Annotated in this window: 17 protein-coding genes; 7 read left to right on the plus strand and 10 right to left on the minus strand. The window is 69.7% G+C overall.

What is annotated here, in order from left to right:
• Positions 1-111: 111 nt before the first annotated feature.
• Both D7V80_RS00180 and D7V80_RS00185 read right to left on the minus strand, forming a co-directional pair.
• Positions 112-2,547, minus strand: a complete 2,436-nt coding sequence (locus tag D7V80_RS00180; RefSeq protein WP_120586246.1) for a DNRLRE domain-containing protein — start codon at positions 2,545-2,547, stop codon at positions 112-114.
• Between the two features lie 204 nt (positions 2,548-2,751).
• Positions 2,752-3,456, minus strand: a complete 705-nt coding sequence (locus D7V80_RS00185) for a hypothetical protein (protein WP_147446945.1) — start codon at positions 3,454-3,456, stop codon at positions 2,752-2,754.
• 113 nt (positions 3,457-3,569) lie between these two features.
• Here D7V80_RS00185 and D7V80_RS00190 point away from each other — a divergent pair, with 113 nt between their 5' ends.
• The gene (locus D7V80_RS00190) at positions 3,570-4,052 is read left to right on the plus strand and encodes a hypothetical protein (protein ID WP_120586248.1); all 483 of its coding nucleotides are present in this window, start codon (positions 3,570-3,572) and stop codon (positions 4,050-4,052) included.
• Here the strand turns inward: D7V80_RS00190 and D7V80_RS00195 are convergent.
• Entirely contained in the window at positions 4,039-4,905 is an 867-nt protein-coding gene (locus D7V80_RS00195) for a sugar phosphate isomerase/epimerase (RefSeq protein ID WP_158616519.1), read from the minus strand. The two genes, D7V80_RS00190 and D7V80_RS00195, sit on opposite strands and share 14 nt — an antisense overlap.
• A 168-nt stretch (positions 4,906-5,073) precedes the next feature.
• Here D7V80_RS00195 and D7V80_RS00200 point away from each other — a divergent pair, with 168 nt between their 5' ends.
• Complete coding sequence (locus D7V80_RS00200) at positions 5,074-5,853, plus strand: hypothetical protein (RefSeq protein WP_120586250.1); 780 nt, start codon at positions 5,074-5,076, stop codon at positions 5,851-5,853.
• A gap of 142 nt (positions 5,854-5,995) precedes the next feature.
• On the plus strand, positions 5,996-8,041 hold the full coding sequence (locus D7V80_RS00205; RefSeq protein ID WP_120586251.1) for a zinc-dependent metalloprotease family protein: 2,046 nt from the start codon (positions 5,996-5,998) through the stop codon (positions 8,039-8,041).
• A 57-nt stretch (positions 8,042-8,098) separates the two neighbouring features.
• Here the strand turns inward: D7V80_RS00205 and D7V80_RS00210 are convergent, their stop codons facing one another.
• The 4 genes from D7V80_RS00210 to D7V80_RS00225 all read right to left on the minus strand — a co-directional run bounded on the left by D7V80_RS00210 (position 8,099) and on the right by D7V80_RS00225 (position 11,090).
• Positions 8,099-8,857 carry a hypothetical protein gene (locus D7V80_RS00210; RefSeq protein ID WP_120586252.1) on the minus strand — a complete coding sequence of 253 codons (759 nt, stop codon included), beginning with the start codon at positions 8,855-8,857 and terminating at the stop codon, positions 8,099-8,101.
• A gap of 25 nt (positions 8,858-8,882) precedes the next feature.
• Positions 8,883-9,647 carry a hypothetical protein gene (locus tag D7V80_RS00215; protein ID WP_233585041.1) on the minus strand — a complete coding sequence of 255 codons (765 nt, stop codon included), beginning with the start codon at positions 9,645-9,647 and terminating at the stop codon, positions 8,883-8,885.
• Between the two features lie 280 nt (positions 9,648-9,927).
• A complete protein-coding gene (locus D7V80_RS00220) occupies positions 9,928-10,320 on the minus strand; it encodes a RidA family protein (RefSeq protein ID WP_120586254.1) in 393 nt (130 codons plus the stop codon).
• 44 nt (positions 10,321-10,364) lie between these two features.
• Positions 10,365-11,090 carry a S9 family peptidase gene (locus tag D7V80_RS00225; RefSeq protein WP_120586255.1) on the minus strand — a complete coding sequence of 242 codons (726 nt, stop codon included), beginning with the start codon at positions 11,088-11,090 and terminating at the stop codon, positions 10,365-10,367.
• Between the two features lie 32 nt (positions 11,091-11,122).
• Between D7V80_RS00225 and D7V80_RS00230 the strand changes: the two genes are divergently transcribed.
• The 3 genes from D7V80_RS00230 (at position 11,123) to D7V80_RS00240 (ending at position 15,911) form a co-directional block, all read left to right on the plus strand.
• Positions 11,123-11,719 carry a macro domain-containing protein gene (locus tag D7V80_RS00230; RefSeq protein ID WP_014394965.1) on the plus strand — a complete coding sequence of 199 codons (597 nt, stop codon included), beginning with the start codon at positions 11,123-11,125 and terminating at the stop codon, positions 11,717-11,719.
• Positions 11,720-12,110: 391 nt separating this feature from the next.
• On the plus strand, positions 12,111-14,801 hold the full coding sequence (locus D7V80_RS00235) for a hypothetical protein (protein WP_120586256.1): 2,691 nt from the start codon (positions 12,111-12,113) through the stop codon (positions 14,799-14,801).
• Between the two features lie 204 nt (positions 14,802-15,005).
• A complete protein-coding gene (locus D7V80_RS00240) occupies positions 15,006-15,911 on the plus strand; it encodes a bile acid:sodium symporter family protein (RefSeq protein WP_120586257.1) in 906 nt (301 codons plus the stop codon).
• 127 nt (positions 15,912-16,038) lie between these two features.
• Here D7V80_RS00240 and D7V80_RS00245 read toward each other — a convergent pair whose 3' ends face one another.
• Entirely contained in the window at positions 16,039-16,416 is a 378-nt protein-coding gene (locus tag D7V80_RS00245; RefSeq protein ID WP_014394969.1) for a hypothetical protein, read from the minus strand.
• A 210-nt stretch (positions 16,417-16,626) separates the two neighbouring features.
• The gene (locus D7V80_RS00250) at positions 16,627-17,517 is read right to left on the minus strand and encodes a hypothetical protein (protein ID WP_147446946.1); all 891 of its coding nucleotides are present in this window, start codon (positions 17,515-17,517) and stop codon (positions 16,627-16,629) included.
• A 378-nt stretch (positions 17,518-17,895) separates the two neighbouring features.
• Here D7V80_RS00250 and D7V80_RS00255 point away from each other — a divergent pair, with 378 nt between their 5' ends.
• Positions 17,896-20,061: a DUF4082 domain-containing protein gene (locus tag D7V80_RS00255; protein ID WP_233585042.1), complete on the plus strand. Its 2,166-nt coding sequence runs from the start codon at positions 17,896-17,898 to the stop codon at positions 20,059-20,061.
• A gap of 14 nt (positions 20,062-20,075) precedes the next feature.
• Here D7V80_RS00255 and D7V80_RS00260 read toward each other — a convergent pair whose 3' ends face one another.
• On the minus strand, positions 20,076-20,552 hold the full coding sequence (locus D7V80_RS00260) for a YciI family protein (protein ID WP_233585043.1): 477 nt from the start codon (positions 20,550-20,552) through the stop codon (positions 20,076-20,078).
• Between the last annotated feature and the right edge of the window lie 32 nt (positions 20,553-20,584).

Genomic DNA, 20,584 nt, shown 5'->3' on the forward strand with positions numbered 1-20,584 from the left:
CGGCGTCTCCGTGGCGATGCCCCGGTGGCCTGGAAGGGCAGGGGCTCCACGAAGAGATACGGATGCTGCCCCCGGGACTGGCTGCGCCCAGGCCCGGGGGCAGCGCCTGCGTCAAGGCCGCAGCCGGAGGAAGAGCGCGTCGTCCGTGACGGTCGTGCCGTGCCAGGCGAAGGGCACGTAGCTCACGCCGTCCACCTGGGTCGTGTCCTGGAGGGTCGTGCCCAACAGGAGCTCCCCCGTCGTGAGCGCGGTGGGAAACCCGGTGAGTGGCAGGTGGCGTGACCAGCGGTGCGTGCCGGCCGTCGAGTAGCCCGCGTAGATGGGGCCTCCACGCAACGTGCCGCCTCCGAAGCTCACCGGGCCGCTCGTCCGCGCCCACAGCACCACCGTGCCGGTGCGGGTGACCTCGAGCCCCTGGGCGCTCTCGCCATACGGCGCGCCCACGTGCTTCAACCACACGTCGGCGCCATCCCCCGTCAACCGCCCCAGGAACAGGTCATCCGGCAAGCCGCTGTAATCCGTGGGCACCTGCGTGTACGTCGTGCCCGCGAAGCTGAAGGCGCCCGTGAAGGTGCCGCTGAAGTACACGTCGCCGCCATACGGGACCACCGCCACGGTGGCGCCGTTGGCACCGGCCCAGGCGCGCGTCCACACCCGCTCGCCCGTGGCGGTGAGCCGCGCCACGAAGGGCGTGGGCCCGCTGCCGCTCGGGGCGAGCTCCGTGCCGCCCGGCGCCGAGCCGCTGAGATAGAGATTGCCCGCGCTGTCCGCCGCCACCGTCAGCTGGGACGACGCATCGGAGGCCGCGAAGGTCCGCGACCACGCGTGCGAGCCGTCCGCCGTGAACTTCACCAGGTACAGGGCGATGGTCGCCTGCGACCCCGAAGCGTCCGAGCGCAGCGGCCCGCCGCCGAAATCCACTTCACCGGAGAACCGGCCCGCGACGATGGGCGCGCCTTCCGGGTCCGTGGTGAGGCCGGTGGGCTCGAGCACGCCCAGCAGTCCGCTGCTGCTGTCCGTGGAGGCGAAGGTCCTCACCCACTCCGTCATCCCGTCAGCGGTCAGCCGCATCACGAAGAGGCGTGTCGACATGGTCTGCGGCAGCGGGCCCGTGCCCAGGTCCGGTGCGCCGTAATAGCGGCCCACCACGAGCACCTGGCCCGTTGGCGTCACCGCGAGTTTCGCCGGGAGGTACTGGCCGACATGTCCCACGCTCCACACCACCGAGCCGTCCGCGCGGTAGCGCGTCACCGCGAGGCCCTGTGTGCCCGGCAACGGGCCCTCTCCAAACGAAGGAGGGTAGGCGCTGCCATTGGACACGTAGGAGCCGAGCGCCACCCATCCCCCGTCGGCGGCCGCCGCCGTGGAGACCACCCGCTCGTCGCCCCCCGCGGACACATGCATCACGCCCGACACGGTGCCGCCCACCCGGCTGAGCCCCCGGTACGCGCACGTCGACTCCGTGTACGAGAGGACGAGCTGCGGCCGTTGGTGCAACGGGCCCTCGTTGGAGGTGAAGGTCATTCCATCCGTGCTCTGGGGCCGCAGCGCGAAGCCGTAGCGCCCGTCTCCGGTGATGGCCGCCCCCACGTCGTACTCCACCCAGGTGCCGCTGCTCGCGCTGCCCTTGTCCGCCAGCGGCGTGGGGGCCACCACCGGGCGGCTCGTCCAGTCGAAGTCACCGCCGCTCCAGTTCGTCGTCGCGTGGACGGCCGGCGCGTTCCCCGTCCCCCCCGTCGCGAAGACGCGCAGCCGCGCGCCCGTCACCGTGCGACTCCCCGTCAACACGTCGAAGGACAGGTACGCCTCGCTCTCCGGAGCGCCGTCCGAAGTGAGCGCCGTGCTGTCGGCGTTGCGCCGCGTGGGCTCCTCCTGGGACACCCAGGTGTCGAAGCTGGAAGGGAAGACGGCCAGCCGCGGCTCGGGGCAATCCTGGACGGTGAGGACCAGGCGCGGGTTGTTGCTGCCCGGCGCGTCATTCGCCTCGATGCCGGTGCCGTCGCTCGTGGTGGAGACGAGCGTGAAGGCATAGTCGTAGAAGTTCGCCTTCACCCACGAGGACACGTCGTACTCCACCCACGTGCCCGCGGAGACCGCGCCCACGTCCGCCAGCTTCTGCGTCAGGACGGCCGGCGCCTTGTTCCAGGTGAGCGAGGAGACGCTCCAGTCCGGACGCACCCCATAGACGGCCGGACCGTCCTTGCTGCCATCCACCACGTACACGCGCAGCTTCGCGGAGGTGATGACCCCCTCCACACTTGAAAGGTTGAAGCGCAGGTACGGCTGGCGCCGTGGCGAGGCGTCCGCGTAGAGCGTCTGCGCGGAGGCGAAGCCTTTGTCCGGCTGGGTGGCGTCCGCCATCGTGTCCGCGTACGCCGTAATCGTGCGCGTGGTGGTGGTCGCCGCGAGCTCGGCGTGGCCCAGCTCGGATGCCTCGGCGGGCGCGGCCGGCTCCGGCCCGCCCTCCAACTCCGCTGGCTCCATTGGCCCGCACCCCACCACCCCCAGCGCCACCACCGCTCCCAGCCACCTGCGTCTCGTGCCCATCGGTCCCGGCTCCCGTCGAGAAACTTCCAACGGGCTCCGACTGCAGGGCCGGTGCCACCCCCGGCTGCACCTGGGCGAACAGCAGGTCCGGGGCACGGCCGCGAGGCGAGGCAACGGCTCACCCCGCTCGGGAGGTTCGCTTTCCGTCCGTGAGGCAGCGCGCTTCCCTCCCAGGGCACGAGGATGCGCTGGCCCTCGGGCGCGTCAGTAGGAGTTGTATGACTCCGAGCGCACCCAGAAGGTGGCGCTGTAGTTGAAGGGCTCGGCCGCGAAGTTGGTGACCGCGTACCAGGGCCGGCGTGCCGCGGTCGGGTTCGCGAGCGCGATGCCGCTGCTGGACACAGCGCCGAACTGCACGAACGTGACCGGATCCTCGAGCGTCGCGGACGCGCTGCACGCCGTGCCCACGCACGACACGTAGAGGCCCAGGCGCACCTTCCACACGCCGTTCAGCGCCGCCTTGTCGAATGACACACAGTGCAGGATTTGCGACCCGTAGATGTCGCTCCATGCGAACCGCTCGATGGCGAACTCCACCTTCGAGTCCGATGGGTCCGCGGGGCAGCTCGGGTGCGACGCGGTGTCGATGCGCCCCAGCGCGATGCCGATGCCGCCGTTCGGTGCGGTGGTGCTGAACGCACCGCTGGTGCCGAACGGGTGGCCGCTCGCGAAGCCGCTGATGGCGATGTGCTCGCTGCTGGACTGCAGCAACTGCGTCGCCGCCACGTCCACTTCGATGTACTGCGAATCACCCACCGCGCCCGCTGGCTTCATGGCCGCTCCACCCAGGCGCGACGCGCCACAGAGCCCCGGCGCGCAGGGTGGGGTGAGGGAGAAGCTCGTCTGCGCGGACGCGGACGCGCCCCAGGACATCCCCGCCACGAGACCGCGAATCAATGACAAGCGCATGGACGCTCCCCTGGTGAGCTGGCCCCGGGACGGGGCCATGCCTCCGGGATAGCACGGGCCCCATGCTCGAAGGAGGCACCGCGCGAGGGCAATCAGGGGTATGAGGAATGCCCATGAGCAATGAGCAAACGCCCGCCGAGCCCGAGGTCATGGAGCCTGCGTTCTGGCGGAGGAACGGCTGGTCGGCCCGGGTCATCAAGAACGAGGAGGACGACGGCTGGGCCGTGGAGATCCGCAAGCAGGGCATCCCCGAGCCCGTCCTCATCAGTCCGTGGGTGATGGGCCGCGACAAGAAGAACCCCAAGCCCTTCGATGCGACAGCGTTCGCGACCTTCGTGAAGACGGCCTCGGAGGTCCTGGACCGCTCCGCGCGACAGCGCGACCAGGCCATGACCAAGAAGCTCTCCATCGCCTGGGAGGGCCGCTGGTACGAGGTCCGGGTCGAGCTCGTGCCCGATGAGTACGACCCCCACGCGCTGCTCTCGGCCATCGACGACGCTGGTGAAACGGTCGCGAAGCATCGCGTGCCGGCGAACTACAAGTTCACCCGGGACATCGCCAACGCGTGGGTGCGCGGCGGCTTCAGCGAGCCCTGAGCGCGTCCGCCACCGAGCGCGACAGCTCACGCCACTTCCGCATCGAGCGGCGGAAGTGGTCCTCCGGTGGGGCCCCGATGCCGAAGGTGTGGAGCAGCACGGGGCCCTCGTAGCCGGCCCGGCGCAGGGGGAGCAGGTAGCCGGTCCCCACGTCCAGGTCGCCCCGGTCCAGCGGCTGGATGACCTCGGACCAGGTGGGGGCCTTCGGATCGAACTCGCGCGCTGCGCCGTGGATGCTCACCAGGGCGAGATGGGGGGCGGCGGTGGCGATGAGCTCCTCCAGCCGGTCGCGGTTCCCCGCCCTGAGCTCGTGGCAGAGGTGGAGCGAGGTCTTCAAGCGGGGACGGTCGACCGCGGCCATCAGGGCGAGCGACTCCTCGACGTTCTCGATGGCCTCGCCGTCGTGCGGGTACAGGACGACGTCCACGCCGTGCGCGGAGGCCAGGTCCACCACGTCACGGACCGAGGCGACCATGCTCGTCTTCGCGTCCGGCGGTCCGCTCAGGATGAGCCAGAGCGCCGTCCGCCTGGGGGCGAGCGCCGCCAGGATGCTGTTCAGTTCCTCGCGGTCCCAGGCCGTGTCGAAGGGCAGGGCGAAGAGGACGGCGGGAAGCCGCACCCGTCCCGCCTCCACCGCGGGCTGGCGGGCAAAGCCGTCAAAGACCTCGTGGCCCGGCCAGAACAGCGTCACCCCGGAGTAGCCGAGCGAGTCGAGCAGCTCCACCTGCGCGGCCACCGGCCGCGACTCCAGCGTGAAGTGGAACGCACCGAGCGGAGCCTCGGGTGGCTCCGAGCGCCGTGGCTCGGCGCAGCCCACGAAGGCCAGGAGCAGGACGGGCGCGAGCCACTTCATACGCAAAGGTGCCTTGCAGTGGAGCCTGTGCAACAGCTTCCCATCGTCGGCCATTTCCGGGCCGCGAACCAGGGCGGGTTGGGGCAGGATGAGCGCCGTCGCTGAAACAGTTCATTCCCCGGTGGTGTTGTTGTCCACGTGGCCGCCCGAGGTGAAGGAGAAGAAGCCATGACCGCACTGCGCCGCATCACCGTCCCCACGCTGCTCGCCCTGGCCGCGGGGCTGAGCGCCTGCAGCCAGGCCTCCGCCGAGGGGGCCAAGGCCCACGTCATCCAAGGCAAGGCAGTGGATACCCAGGGCCGCCCGCTGTCCGGGGCGAAGATCATCCTGGATGTCTACAACCACAACGACGCGCTCAACACGGACCACGCCACCGCCACCTACGACGACACCGACAAGAAGGCGCTCACGGACGGCTCCGGCAAGTACTCGGTGTCGTGCGGCCCCGGCGGATGGCGCGTCTTCGGGATGGTGGAGCGCAAGTACAACGGAGACACCTTCACCCTGCCGCTGCACCCGGACAATCCCAAGTTCGTTCCGGGCAACGACGGCGGCGTTCGCAACTTCTCCTGGAAGCTGTCGGGCGCCATCCCCAACGAGCAGGGCGGCGGCTTCTACGGCGGCACGCTGAAGGTGGTCACCACCTACGAGTCCAGCTTCCGCGACGACCAGTATCCGAACCTGGAGGTGCAGCTGGAGCCGGTGGGCCCGCTCATCGACGGCAGCGCGGGCAAGAAGCTCACCCTCAAGCCCGACAAGGACGGGGCGATGAAGGACGTGCCCATCGGCCGCTACAAGGTGCAGGTGCGCCTGGGCGGCAAGCCCGTCACCCTGCGCATCGACGACAACACCAGCCCCTTCAAGGACGTCGCGGTCGTCGACTTCAAGAGCAAGGCGGACTCCAGCTGGAGCCACTGCACCAACTGCGCCCAACTGGAGCTGCGTTAGGCGCGGGAGGGGGGCGGAGCCTCTTCAAAATCCGCGTGACATCCTCCAGTGACGAATTGCGCACGCGCGCGGCCGGGGGCACAAGGCGCGCGGCGGTCGCCAGGGGCACTCCCGCGCCGGGCCACCGCTCGCCGGAGGGGAAATGTCCCGCAAGTGGCTCATCGCCGCGGCCGTGTGGCTCGCGGCCTGTAACACGCAGGTTTCCGTCCCAGAGGAGCGCACGGCCAACGCCACCCGTGAAGAGGTGGTCCAGGGTGAGCTCGAAGTCCGGGTCGTGGACGCGCCGTCGTTCAAGGCCTCACACGAGGAGTACTTCCTCGTCGCCGGGGGGCGGCATCTGCCGCTGGCCTTCACCGGCGGAGCACCGGAGGGGTTGCGCAGCGGTCAGCGGGTGACGCTGCGCGGAACCCAGGGCGAGCACCGCTTCATGGCCCGGAGCGTGGAGGTGGACCGCCACGCCGCGGCCGTGCAGACCCCTTCGGGCGCGTGTGGCGTCACCGGGGTGCAGCGCAGCCTCGTCATCCTCGCGGCCTTCCCCGGCATGCCCCAGCCCGCCGCCACTCCGCAGGGGATCCATGCTGCGTTCTTCTCCACCACGCAGCGCTCGCTGGCGACCTACTGGAGCGAGGTGTCCGAGGGCCGCACCACCACCACGGGCACCGTGCGGGGCTGGTACACGCTGGACCGCGCCTACTCCTGCTCGGAGACGGACGCCCTGCGCGACGCGGCCGTGCGAGCGGCGGACGCGGACGTGGACTTCCGGCAGTACGACCGCATCTTCATTGTTCATCCCAATCCCACGCAGGGCTGCGCCTACGCGGGGCAGGCCACCTTGTCCTGCGGTCAGGTCGCGACGGCGGATGGCACCGTGACGGCCTCCACGGCCTGGCTCGTCGCGGACTGGATGACGAGCCACGACACCGCCGTGAAGCTGGTGACGCATGAGGCAGGTCACAACCTCTCGCTGAACCACGCGAGCTCGCGCGACTTCGGCACGCAGCCGCTGGGCATGCCGGGCACGCTGGGCGTCATCGACGAATACGGGGACCTCTTCTCGTCGATGGGCGATTGGAACCTGGGCCACTACGCGGCGCCGCACAAGGCGCGCATCGGCTGGCTGGCTCCCTCCGCGGTGGCCCAGGTGGATGGCACGGGCGGCACCTTCACGCTCGCGCCGGTGGTGGCGTCCGGTGGACTCAAGGCGCTCAAGGTGCGCCGGCGCGCTGGTGCCAATGACTGGCTGTGGGTGGAGTACCGCCGGCCCGTGGGGCTCTTCGAATCGACGTTGGCGTCCCAGGTGTTCGGCGGCGCGCTCATCCACCTGGAGGACGCGGAGGCGCGGGACGGCACCCACCTGCTCGACTTCACGCCGGGGACGTCCTCCTGGAGCGACCCGGCGCTGTTGCCGGGCACGACGTGGAACGACCCGCACAGCGACCTCTCCCTCACGGTGGAGGCGGCGACCGCCGCGGGGCTGACCGTGAGCATCCAGTACCGCACGACGACCTGTGTGCAGGCCGTGCCTGAAGTGCGGGTGACGCCCCTGGAGCCGAGCTTCTGGCCCGGAGCGCGGCCGGAGTTCGCGCTGGAGTTGATCAACCGGGACTCGGTGGGATGCGCGCCGAGCACCTTCCAGCTCTCCGCCATCGTCCCTTCGGGCTGGGGCGCTGACCCGCTGCCCGCGCAACGCACGGTCGCTGCGTCCAGCTCCGACACGCTGGGCCTCCAGACGTATGTGCCCTACAGCACGCCGCCCGGGCCCTACTCGGCGGGCGTCACCGTCACGCGGGGCAGCCAGAGCGTGCAGGGCACCGCCACGGTGGAGGTCGTCGAGCGTTGCATCGCGACGCCGCCCACGCTGTCGCTCGCGCCTGCGACCGTGACGGCGGCCCCGGGCTCGGAGGTCACGTGGACGGTGAGCGTCACCAACAACGACTCCGCTTCGTGCAATTGGGTCTGGTACGACTTTGGGTCCAACCTGCCGGAGGGCTGGGACACGTCCTGGTCCGACTGGGGCGTCAACCTGCCCCCGGGCGGCGCCTACACCTTCACGATGACGAAGTCCGTGCCTCCGGGCGCGCGTGGCGCGCACACCGTGGACCTGATCATCCACCAGGAGGACTTCGGCATCGCGGCCAGCGCCACGGCCACGGTGAACGTGGTCGGCACCACCCCGAGCGCGCGCTGACGGAAGCGGCGGCCCGCGTGCACCTCCCGACGCGGACCGCCTGCCTTTCCCCTGGGCTCAGCGCCAGTGGTACAGGAAGGTCGCTCCGGGGACGAAGGAGGGGGCGTCCTGTTGCTGCAACTGCGTTCCGGCGAGGACTCCCAGGTCCACGGACCACCGGGGCCCCATGAACCGCGCGCCCGCCGTCGCGAAGGCGAACGCGTCCGCGATGGCCTCCACCGGTGAGATGGCGATTTCCCCCGCGAAGCCCCAGTGCTCGCTGACGCGCAGGAAGCCTCCCACCATGGGCAGCACCATCACGCTCCCATTCCTGCCCCGCTCCCAGACGTAGATGGGCTGGACCGTGACGGAGAGGTTCGCGTCGGCCGTCCCATAGGTGAGGGTGCCGTAGGCGGCGACGGCGTTGTGGAGCCCCCCCGAGCCCGGGAAGTCGCTGTCATAGGAGCCGCCCTGCGCACCGAACGCCAGATGCAGCTTCTCGGTGAGCGGCGTGCTCACCTTGATGCCCCCCATGAGGCTGAAGGACGTGTCGGTGTACACCAGCTGGAACGGGGCGGCCGTGGCCAGGTGCACGGACACACGCTCGCTCACGCCCACCTCCGCGACGGTGAAGAAGAACGCCTGCTGTCCGATGAAGCCTTCTCCCGCATGCAGCGGCAGCGCCGTTGAGCCGAGCAGTCCGCGCGTGCGGGTGGGATTCTCGAACCAACCCGGGGCCGATTCCGGAGGCGGCTCGTAAGCCGGCTCCTCGGCGCTGGCGGAAGCGCCAGGCAGGGCCAGCGACAACATGAGCAAGCAGATGAAACGTGGTGCCATGATTTCCCCTCAGTGCGCTGCTGGCTCAGCGCCAGTGAAACAGGAATGAGAACCCGGGGAGCACGGAGGGTTTGTCCGTGTCCTTCCATTGCTGCTCGCCGAGGAGCCCCAGGTCCAGGGACCACTGGCGCCCCATGAACCGCGCGCCCGCCGTCGCGAAGCCGAACGTGCCGCTGATGCCCGCGACCGGTGAGAGCGCGACCTCTCCCGCGAGCCCCCACCGCTCTCCCAGCCGGATGAAGCCTCCCAGCATGGGCAGGACCATCAGGCTTCCGGAGTGGTAGGTCCCCCAGGCGAGGAAGGGCCGCACCGTGAGCGACAGGTGGGCGTCGGGCGTCCCATAGGTGAGGATGCCGTAGACCGAGACGGCGTTGAGCGTGTCCACCTGATATTGGCCGGTGTCGAAGCTGCCGCCCTCGACGCCGAACGCCAGGTGCAGCCGCTCTGACAGCGGTTGCGCGATCTTGATGCCCCCGATGAGGCTGAAGGGGACGTCGTCGAAGGCCCGGCCCATCGAATAGGCGAAGGCGGCCGTGGCCACGTTCACGGACACCCGCTCGCTCAGGCCCACCTCCGCGACGGTGGCGAGGAGCGCCTGTTGTCCGGCGAAGCCCTCTCCCTCATGCAGCGGTAGCGCCGTTGAGCCGAGCAGTCCTCGCGTGCGGGTCGGATTCTCGAACCACCCCCGAGCCGATGCCGGAGGCGGCTCGTAAGCCGGCTCCCCGGCGCTGGCGGAAGCGCCAGGGAGGACCAGCGACATCATGAGCAGACAGATGAAACGTGGCGTCATGGGTTCCCCGTCATGGAGGCACACCCCATACGCAACCACCATGCCAGGATGGCTATGCGGGGGATGCCGGGAGGCGATGCGCCACCGCGTTCAGCGGATGGCTGACAGGCGCGTCATGCCGCCACGGATTCCCAGCGAGGACTCCCGGCCCGTGAGCCAGTCGACCTGCCCGACCCTCTCCGGCCGCGGTGTCACCGGAAGCGGAAAGTCTCCCAGGACCTCCAATGCGTTCGCTCAGCGTTCGGGTGCTCGCATCCGGTGTCATCACATGTCTGGCGAATCAAGGCACGTAGGCGATGCAATCAATCTCCACGCGCAGGCCCGCGTCTGGAAGCGCGGACACCTGCACGGTGGTGCGCGCGGGCCGGTGACCGGCGAAGACGCGCTCATAGACGGCGTTCATCCGGGCGAACTCCTGCATGTCCACCAGGAAGACGCCGCAGCGCAGGACATGCTGGAGGCTGGAGCCGCCGGCCACGAGGATGCGCTCCAGGTTGCGCAGCACCTGCTCCGTCTGCGCCTCGATTCCCTCTGCCTGCACGCCGGTCGCAGGATCCCTGGCGGCCTGTCCGGAGATGAAGAGCAGCCGATCCAACTGCATGCCGGGAGAGTACGGGCCCGCGGGCTTGGGCAGTCCAGGCGCGACGATGGGTTGATGCTTCGCTGACGTCATGGGGTTGCTCCTTGAAAGGACTTATTGCCTCCGGACCCTACACTTCAGGGCAGGAGGAAGCGTGACAGCCAGTCCGCCGCGTCGCGGGTCGCCTCCTGCCAGTCCGCTTCTCGCATCATGTGGCCGGACTCCGGGAACTCGCGGTGGCGCAGCCGCTCCGGGGCCTGGGCGTAGAGGGGCTCCAGCTGTGCGTGGAGCGCCTTCGCGGGGCCGGGAGGCACCACGTCGTCCTGCCCTCCGGTCTGGCTGAGGAGGGCCGTGGGGAAGAAGCGCCGAGGGTGGCGGTGCGGGCTGGCCGGTCTGGGCAGGCCCCACTCCGGTGAGCCGAGGAACGGCACGGCGGCGCGCAGCCGCTGCTCCCGCACTAGCGCCGCGTAGGTGATGTAGCCGCCCAGGGAGACGCCGCCGATTCCCAGGCGAGCCGGGTCGGCGCCGTGCTCCCCCACCAGCGCATCGAGCAGGGCGGACACCTCGCTCGCGGTGGACTCGACCACGTCGAGGAACTCCTCCATCCAGCGGGGATTCCCCTCGGCGAAGCGCGCGTCGAAGTCCGGGAAGCGGCGCTCGCCGTGTCCCACGGCGTCCACTCCCACCGCGAAGAGCCCCTGGTCCGCGAAGAGCCGCAGCTCGCGCTCGTGGACCTCCTTGCCCCCGCCCAGGCCGTGGAAGAAGAGGACCACGCCCCGGCGGAGCGCTTCGGTCCTCGACCCGTGGTGGACGCCCAGCACGGGGGCCCGGGCCAGGACGAAGCGTGACGTGTGGAGGCTCATGGTCGGCTCCTTCCAGTGTTAAACCCCAGGCCATGCTCCTCGAGAAGCTCTACCTCATCGACCGTTCACCGCAGTTGGTGCGGGCCTGGACGGAAGCCTTCGAGCCGTTCGACTTCGTCGCCGTGCGGGAGGAGGACTTCTTCGCCATTCCGGCGGACGCCATGGTCAGTCCGGCCAACAGCTTCGGCATCATGGACGGCGGACTGGACCTGGCGATCCGCGACACCCTGGGCCTCCAGGTCCAGGAGGCCGTGCAGCGCGCCATCCTGGCGGAGCACCACGGCGAGCTTCCCGTCGGCGCCGCGGTGGTCGTCCCCTCCGGTGACACGCGCTGGCCGTTTCTCGTGGCCGCGCCGACCATGCGCATCCCGGAGAGCGTCGCGCAGACGGTCCACGCCTATCTCGCGTTCCGCGCCGTCCTGCTCGCCGTGAAGCGCCACAACCAGGCCGCGGGCGCTCCGGTCATCCGCACCCTGGTCTGCCCGGGGCTCGGCACCGGCATTGGCGGGATGGACGTCCGGCGCTGCGCCGTCCAGATGCGGATGGCGTTGATGCACGTCCTCGACCCCGCGCGCATCCCGTCCTTCCGGGACATCCACCTCGTGCACCGCGCGATGCGCTCCGTATAGACATCCGCTCAACGCCAACGCGTGAATCCATGGCTTGAGTCGCTTGAGACACCGTGAGGCCAGACGGACCGTGATTCCTGGGGCTATTGACCGTCTGTGATGGCTTGCTAGAACGCGCGCCGTGGGTGTGGGGTGAACGCGTGGCCACCGGGCCCCGTCGCCTCCGCCAGAGGGGGAACCATGCATCGTGGCATTGTACCGAAGCGCAGGGTCCGCACCCGCGTGAGCATGCTGTTCGACCCATGCAACGGGTTGGCTTGTTTCATTGACGAAAACTTCGCCTGTCTGGCTTGAAGGCTGCGCGGAACCTCCTCTTCACCTCTCCTCATCCATGTCATCTCAAATGCCATTTCAGGCTCCGCCTTCCTCATGGGGGCGGTTCCTGGTCGTCGTGTCCGCGGTGCTCACCCTGGCCGCCTGTCAGGATGCAACCGCCCCCGCCCAGCCTCCGTCCGAGGACGTGGGCGCCGCGCGCCTCGTCGTCGCCGTGCACCAGGGGGTGACCGCCTCCGACGTGCAGCGGGTGGACCTCACGGTGGATGGCCCGGGCCAGCCGGAGCTCACCGTGCAGCTGGGGCAGGACGGTTCGGTGTGGACCGTCCTCATGAGCCAGCTTCCCGCCGGCACCGGGCGCCGCTTCCGGGCCTTCGCGTATGACGCGAGCGCGCGGCTCCTCTACCGGGGCGAGGCGGCGGACGTCACCATCACCGCCAACCAGACGGTCCAGGTGAACATCCTGCTGCAGCAGGTGGACCCGCCTCCCGACTTCGAGAACGCCGGCCCCGTCATCACCTCGCTGGTGGTGTCTCGCTCGTCCGTGGAGCGGGGCGGCTTCGTGGACATGCGGGCCACCGCCGCCGACCCGAACCCCGGGGACGTGCTCACGTACGCGTGGACCGCGACGGCAGGCACCTTCAGCACCCCCTCCGCGCTGTCCTCGCGTTGGACGGCTCCCATGGTGGAGGGCTCGCAGACGGTGACGCTGACGGTGGCGGATCCGCTGGGTGCGTCCACCGCGGTGAGCTTCCCCATCCTCGTGGAGGGCGAGGACACGGGTGGGGCCGTGGTGTCCGGGCAGTTCAACTCCTGGCCGCAGGTGGTGTCACTGACCGGCTTCCCGACGCAGGTGGTTCCCCACCAGTCCCTGGGCGTGAGCGCCCAGGGACTGGACAGCGACGACGCCGCGGCGAACCTCCACTACGCCTGGACCGCGAGCTGCGCGGGCACCTGGACGGACGAGGGCACCGCGAACGCGCGCTTCACCCCCACGGCGCTGCCCGCGCAGAGCACCTGTGCCAACTGCCAGCTCACCGTGCGCGTGACGGACGGCCGAGGCGGCGAGGGCCTGGGACACCTGGGCATCTGCGTGGGCGCGCCGGTGTCACCCAACGCGCTGCCGCGCATCACCGACGCGTCCCAGTCAACCACCACCGTGGGACCGGGCAGCACGGTGCATTTCTCCGTCCGCGCCATGGACCCGGAAGGCACCGCCCTGGGCTTCGCCTGGGAGGCGCCGGTGGGCACCCTGGGCACGCCGGTCTCCACCGCCGATGGCAGCGAGGTCACCTGGACGGCCCCCGCGTGCCTCGACGCGCAGGTGACGCCGGTGGTGCGCGCCTGGGCGACGGACGCGGAAGGCCTGGAGGCGCTGCGGAGCTTCTCCTTCACCTGGACGGGCCCCGCGTGCGCCACGATGGTGCAGGGCGTGGTGAACAACCGCTACTTCACCACCGGGAACGCGTCCGTGACGCGGGGACAGGACCTGTCCGGCGTGTGGGTGGAGGCGATGGTGGAGCAGGGCGACGGCACGTTCCTCCTCCATCCCGGTACGGGCGCGGCGGATGGCACGTTCACGGTCGCGGGCGTCCCCCAGGGGGACTACACCCTGCGGCTGGGCAACACCTACGTGGTGACCTCCTCGCGCGCTCCGAACCTGGGCAGCGACATCCAGGGGCGTCCGGACGTGGTGGCCGCGAACACGAGCACGTTCCTCTCCGTGGACCTCCAGGGCCTGGCTTCGTGGCAGGGCAGTGACCTCATGGAGATCTACTCCCCGGGCACGGCGCTCTACGCCGCGGGCACGAACGGGCTCGTGCAGTCGGGGACGCCGCTCGCCGCGGGGGCCCAGCGGTGGACCCAGACGCTGAGGTATTCGGGCATGGAGAACGCGGTCCTGGTGGACGCCAGCGCGGGAGATCCGGTGACCTTCCATCAGCTCTCCGCGAAGACCGATTCGTCATATGGCGCGCCCATCACCTACAACGCGGCCACCCGTGCCTTCACGGCGCCGCTGGTGGTCACCCAGGGGGGCACGGCGAGCTTCACGGGCACGATGACCGCGCTGCAGGACCAGTCGCTCACGTTGGATCTGCGTTCCCCGGTCTTCGAGGCGCTGCGCACCGAGGTGCACCCCACCGCCACCGTGGTCCGTCACGACCTGTACTTCATCGCGGTGCCCGACGGCACGCGGGCAGGCTACGCGCTGGCGCCGGACCTGCTGACCTGCTCGCTGCCGGCGGGGAGCCCGAATCGCTTCTATTCATTCGTTTATGGCAATCCCTATCCGTCGTTCACGCAGGCGGGGATGGTCCAGACGAATTTCAACGTGGCGTTGATGGCGCCGGGCGCGACCCAGGCGCTGACCTTGCGTCTGTCGGTGGGGTTCAATGACGTCATGCCCGCGTTCGCGGTGAACGCGGTAGCGCCCCGGCTGAGCCCGCCTCGCGGGGCGACGCTGGCGGGGCAGGCCGCGTCCGGGAACCTGACGGGCGTGGGGCTGATGCCGCGCCTCTCCTGGGGGGCGCCCACCGTGGGCACCGCGACCCACTACGGGGTCTACCTGTACGAGGTCTTCGTGAACGCCCAGGGGCGCACGTCACAGGTCGCGGGCGGGCCGGTGGCGAAGCTGTACACGGCGGGCACGTCGCTGCGACTGCCCCCCGGCATCTTGGGGTCGGGCAAGTCCTACTTCGCCATCATCGAAGCCCGCTCCTCCGGTAACGCGGACTTCCAGGGTCAACCCTTCCGGTCCACCTACCCGGAGGCGAAGGCGATGACCGTGACGGGTGTCTTCACCCCGTGAGCGTCGCGTGCGGCTGAATGCCGCATCCTGGAGCCCCCATGGCGCGTTCGTGGGGGCTCCTCGTCGTCTGACATGTAAAGGCTCGCATCCGCGGGGATGACGCCCTTCGTCATGGAAGGGATTGGCCGCCACGGGATTCCGTCATCGCCGGGCCTGCGATGCGGGGTTTTCTGGCAGAGTGGGTGCCTTCACTGGGGGCCCGCCATGCAGAGCAGTGCCATCACCGAGGTGTTCCTGCCGATCGCCCTGGGGGTGATCATGCTCGGCCTTGGGCTGAGCCTCACCCTCGCGGACTTCCGCCGTGTGGCGGTGTATCCGCGCGCGGCGCTGGTGGGCCTGGGCTGTCAGACGCTGCTCATGCCTGGGGTCTGTTACGCCATCGCGACCGGCTTCGGGCTGCCTCCCCAGCTCGCGGTGGGGTTGATGCTGCTGTCCGCCACGCCGGGCGGTGCGACCGCGAACCTCTTCAGCCACCTGGCCAAGGGCGATGTCGCGCTGAACGTGAGTCTGACGGCGGTCAACAGCGTGCTGTCGCTGTTCACGCTGCCGCTCATCGTGAACTTCTCCCTGGCGCACTTCATGGGGGAGGAGCGCGCCATTCCGTTGCAGTTCGCCAAGATCGTCCAGGTGTTCGGCATCGTCCTGGTGCCCATCTCGCTGGGAATGTGGGTGCGCGCGAAGCGGCCGGCGCTCGCGAATGGCCTGGACCGGCCCGTGCGCATCATCTCGGCGCTGTTCCTGGTGCTCGTGGTGCTGGCGGCGACGCTCAAGGAGCGGGATCAGCTGGTCACGTACTTCCAGAGCGTGGGGCTCGCGGCGCTGGCCTTCAACCTGGCCAGCATGGCGGTGGGGTTCGTGGTGCCCGTCCTGCTGCGTATCGAGCGCAAGCAGGCGGTGGCGATCGCGATGGAGGTGGGCATCCACAACGGCACGCTCGCCATCGCCATCGCCTCCAGCCCCCGGTTGCTCAATGACGGCGTGATGGCCATTCCCGCGGCCATCTACAGCGTCATCATGTTCTTCACCGCCGGAGTCTTCGGCGCCCTGGTCGCCCGGAGACAGGCCGCGAGCGCGGCAGCGGAGGACCTTCAGCCGCGCCGGGCTCCGTGAAACTCTTCGGCCGTGCCCGGAGCACCATCGCGAGCGCCGGGACGCGATGTCGCCCACGCCCGACGCAAGGCTTCGCCGGACCTCCGGGGGGGCTGACCCCCGGTGCCCAGGAGCAGGTCGTGTGAACCTAGAGGTCCTTCAGGTTCCAGTCGATCTTCACGAGCCCGGTCGTCCTGCACTTCACCGTGTGGTCCTCGAGCGACGTGCTCGCGATGGTGAGCGTGACGGCCTCGCCGCTCGCCATGGTGAAGGTGAAGTCGGAGCGGTGGCCCATGCCGGTCGGGCCGCGGCCCGTGACGACGATCTTGTTGTTGTAGACGACGCCATCGTAGCTCTCGATGGAGATCTTCTGCACGTACGAGCCGCCGTCGCCCTTGATGCACTGCGAGAGGTCCGTGTTGCCGTTGATGGACACCAGGGCGGAGCCGGGGAGCATCGGGCCACCCGTGGCCGTGCCAATCGAGGAGCCGCAGTTGGTGGAGCTGAAGGCATTGGTGCTGGACATGGTCGTTCTCTCCTGCGCGTGAGGTGGGATTGGGCCGCGGCGGCTTCGTGCCGCTCGCGACGCATCCCCTCAGTACACAGGGCGTGCCAGCACGCGGACGCCTCGGGACACACGCGCGGCGCCTGGAATGGCCCTCCTTCGACGCGTCGAAAACGCCCGTTCGACGTCGATTCGGCGCGTCGAGGCCAGGTTACACCTGCCGCGGGTTGCTCAGTACGTGCAGCGCAGGACCTGGCGGTAGGTGCCGCACTGGCTGAAGTCCGTCGTGCCCGCGGGCTGTGAGTGGTAGCAGGCGGAGACGGCGGGGTCGCAGGGCGCGCTGGGCCAGACGTCGTAGGCGTCGCCGTCGGTGAGCGCGAACTCCGTCACGCGCGCCACCAGCCGGGCGGTCTTCTGCATCGTCGCGCCGTTGTCGCCGCCAGCGCTGAAGGCGAGCGGGACCGTGTGCGGGTCGATGGCCTGGTGCAGCTTCGTGTACGTCCAGTCGAGCTTGTAGTTGGGCCGGCCGTAGACGGACGGGATGCCGTCGGGCGCCGTAACGGAGAGCCAGTCGGTGTACCCGGAGACCGAGGCGCGGCCCCGGTACAGGAGGTTGTCATTGCCCTGGACGACGTAGCGGGGGGTGACCGCCTCGTCGATCCAGATGCCCGAGGAGCCGCGGAAGTCGAAGAAGCGCGGGGCCACCACGATGCGCGCGGTGTACGCGCGCGGCGTGCCCGTGTTGGTGGTGACCTTGACGAAGAGCGGCAGGCCCGACAGCACCGTGTTGAGCTCGTGCCCCTCGTGGAGGACGATCTCGAACCGGCGCTCGCTGATGACGTTCGCGTCCCCGAAGGCATCGTCCGGGACGAAGCTGAGGACGTCCGCGAGGTAGCGGTTCGCGGTGGCGCGGAGGACGAGCGCGCGGACGCCGTCACGCTGCTCGAAGGTGCCGAGCGTCTCGAAGCTCAGCTCGTTGTCACCCACCGTGGCGTAGAGGCGGGTCGCCGTCTCCGCGGCGGTGCTGACACCCAGCTCCTCTGGGGACTCGGATTCGATGGGGGTGTTGTCACAGGCCGCGAGCGCGGTGAAGCAGGTCAAGGCAAGGGCACGCAGATGCATGGGGGGCTCTCCAGGTGAGGCGTTATCTGTATCACGTGCCCCTGACACCGCTCCTGGCTGGGATTGTGTCAGCCTTGTCACGACAGGCCCACTCACTTGTCTTTCCGGTCCGGACAACGCGACCCGGTGTGGCGGCATTGGCGGGTGGTTCAGCGTGAAGAACTGACCGGCGACTCACGGCACGTCCGCCGCGTGGCAGCGCTTGAACGTGCTGGCGCTGCCACGGCTTGTTCCGTCCCGGAGGAATCCTCCAGGACCGCAAGTCATGAGGAGGACTCCTTCCAAGAAATCCTGGGGTGTGAGATTTCACCCCGGGTTTTCCCCCCAAGGAGTCCAACAGTGCTTCGACATGCATCACGATGGGTCACGACGTGCGTCGTGGGTTTCACCTGGGTCCAGCTGGGCTGTGGTCCCTCTCAGCCGGCGGCCCCGGAGACCCCGCGCACCGAGGAAGCCGCGCAGCCGCTGCTGGCGGGTGAGCGCGCTCTCTTCGCCGCCTCCGCGGTCCCGGCCGTGGCGGCCGCGGATGACAGCGCCGCGGTGGAGCTGGGCGTGCGCTTCCGCAGCGACGCGCCCGGGCAGATCAAGGGCGTGCGCTTCTACAAGGGCGCGGGCAACACGGGCACGCACACCGGCAGCCTGTGGACGGCGTCCGGCTCGCTGATGGCCACCGCCACCTTCCAGAACGAGACGGCCTCCGGCTGGCAGGAGGTGCGCTTCACCACGCCGGTGTCCATCAACGCGGACACGGACTACGTCGTCTCGTATCACGCGCCCGCGGGGCACTACGCGGTGACGAGCAATGGCTTCGCGTCCGCGCTGGATGCGCCGCCCCTGCACGCGCCCGCGAACGGGACGGGTGGCGGCAATGGCCTCTACCGCTATGGCACGAGCGGCTTTCCCACCGACAGCTACCAGGCCAGCAACTACTGGGTGGACGTGGCCTTCCAGCCCAGTGACACCACGCCTCCGACGGCGCCCACGAACGTGGTGGCGACGCCCAACTCGTCCACCGCCATTGACCTGACCTGGTACGCGTCCGTGGACGGCAACGGCGAGATGCAGGGCAACGCGCGCTGGCACCTGGTGTACCGGGGCGGCCAGCTCATCGCGGAGCTGCCCGGCACCACCACGAGCTACCGCGACACCGGCCTGACGCCCTCCACCGCGTATTCCTACACCGTGCGCGGCCGTGACGCCGCCGGCAACGTGGGGCCCGATTCCGCCATCGTCACCGCCACCACGCTCGCGAGCAGCAGTTGCAATCCCTGCAGCTTCTGGAACGTGGTGACGGGCGACCCGAACGCCATCAACGCGGACGCCACGCCGGCCGAGGTGGGACTGAAGTTCCACTCGGACGTCGCGGGCACGGTGACCAAGGTCCGCTACTACAAGAGCGGCGCGAACACCCCTCCGGCCGTGGGCCACCTGTGGAGCGCCACCGGTACGCTGCTGGGCACCACCGTCACGGCGCCCGTGGAGAGCGGCTTCGGCTGGCGCGAGCTGGCGTTCCCGACGCCGGTGAGCATCGCCGCGAACACGACCTACGTCGTGTCGTACTTCGCGCCCGGGGGCTACTACGGCATCACGGCCAGCTACTTCGCCAGCGCGGGCGTGGACATGCCGCCCCTGCACGCCCCGTCCTCGCCCGCGGCCGGTGGCAACGGCGTGCGCCATCTCAATGGCAGCGCCTTCCCCACGGACACGTATTACAACGCCAACTTCTGGGTGGACGTCGCCTTCGTGCCCGCGACGGGTGACGCGTCCCCGGTCGACGTGTCCGTGCAGCATTCCTTCCCGGCCGGGTCGGGCGTCCGGGGCGAAGCGCTCTTCTATGACATCACGTTGACGAACCACGGCACGCGGACGGCCACCAACCTCACGCTCGACGTCCCCGTTCCCACGGGACTCGCGCCCTTCGCCTTCACTCCGTCCGCGTCGGTGGGCTCGTGCGGCTACCGCGTCAGCGGCCTCATGCAGTGCGAAATCACGAGCCTGCCGGCCGGGCAGGACGCCGTGGTCCGCATGACGCTGGTGCCTTCGCTCGCCGGGACGTTCCAGTTCCAGGCGATCGTCACGGCTTCGGAGACGGACAACGTCCCGGGCAACAACACGAGCACGCTGACCATCCCCGTGGGCCCCTCGACGAACCTCGTCACCTTCGATGGCTTCGACGGCGCGGACGAGGCCATCACCGGCCCCCGCGGCCCCTTCTACTTCGTGCAGGACAAGTGGTACCTCGGGTCGCCCTGGGGCGGGTTCTCCACGAAGAGCATCTCGTTCAACGGCGGAGGGGTGAACCAGGGACAGCTGAACCTGTACGGGGCGCGGACCATCGTCGGCCTCGACGCCTTCACCTGGGACACCGGCGCGACGCTGACCCTGAGCTGCTTCAACCAGCCCACGCGCACCTTCAACCTGACGGCGGGGCAGGTGACCCATGTGGTGACGAACTGGCAGGGCTCCTGCTCGTCCGTCACCTTCGCGACGTCGAACGGCTGGGACACGAACTTCGACAACATCGAGCTGTCTCCGCTGCCCTGAGCCGTTGAGGGGGGCTACTTCCGCGGGGGCTCCGGTGCCTCCGCGGGAGGCGCCTTGGGGAAGGCGAGGTAGCCCTTCTCGGTGTACCAGGCGAGCACCTCCACCTGGAGCCGGCCCGCCTTGACCATCGGGTCCTGCTCGGCGAGCTGCCGCGCTTCCTGCTTCGTGGCCGTGCGGTAGATGCACGCGCCGCGCATGCCCACGTCGTCCTGCTCGTCGAAGGGGCCCGCGAGCACCATCTTTCCGCTCTCTCCCATGCGGGTGAGGTGCGCGAGGTGCTCGCCCTGCAGCTTCTGGAGGGCGTCGGGCTCCATCTTGGGAGCGTTGGGCGCCCGCTTGAGCAGGACGAGGTAGTGCTTGTCGAACTCGAGCTTCTTCTCGGCCGCCGCCGCGGGCTTCGGGGCCGGCGCGGCAGGGGCGGAGGAGAGGGTGAGCAGCAGCAGCGTGGTGGTGAGCATGATGTCGGGCACGCTAAGGGGCGTGCCCGACATCGCGCCAGCTTCCCACGGTGAGCGCCAGCGCT

It is taken from the genome of Corallococcus sp. CA054B, assembly GCF_003611625.1.
Taxonomy (GTDB): Bacteria; Myxococcota; Myxococcia; order Myxococcales; family Myxococcaceae; genus Corallococcus; species Corallococcus coralloides.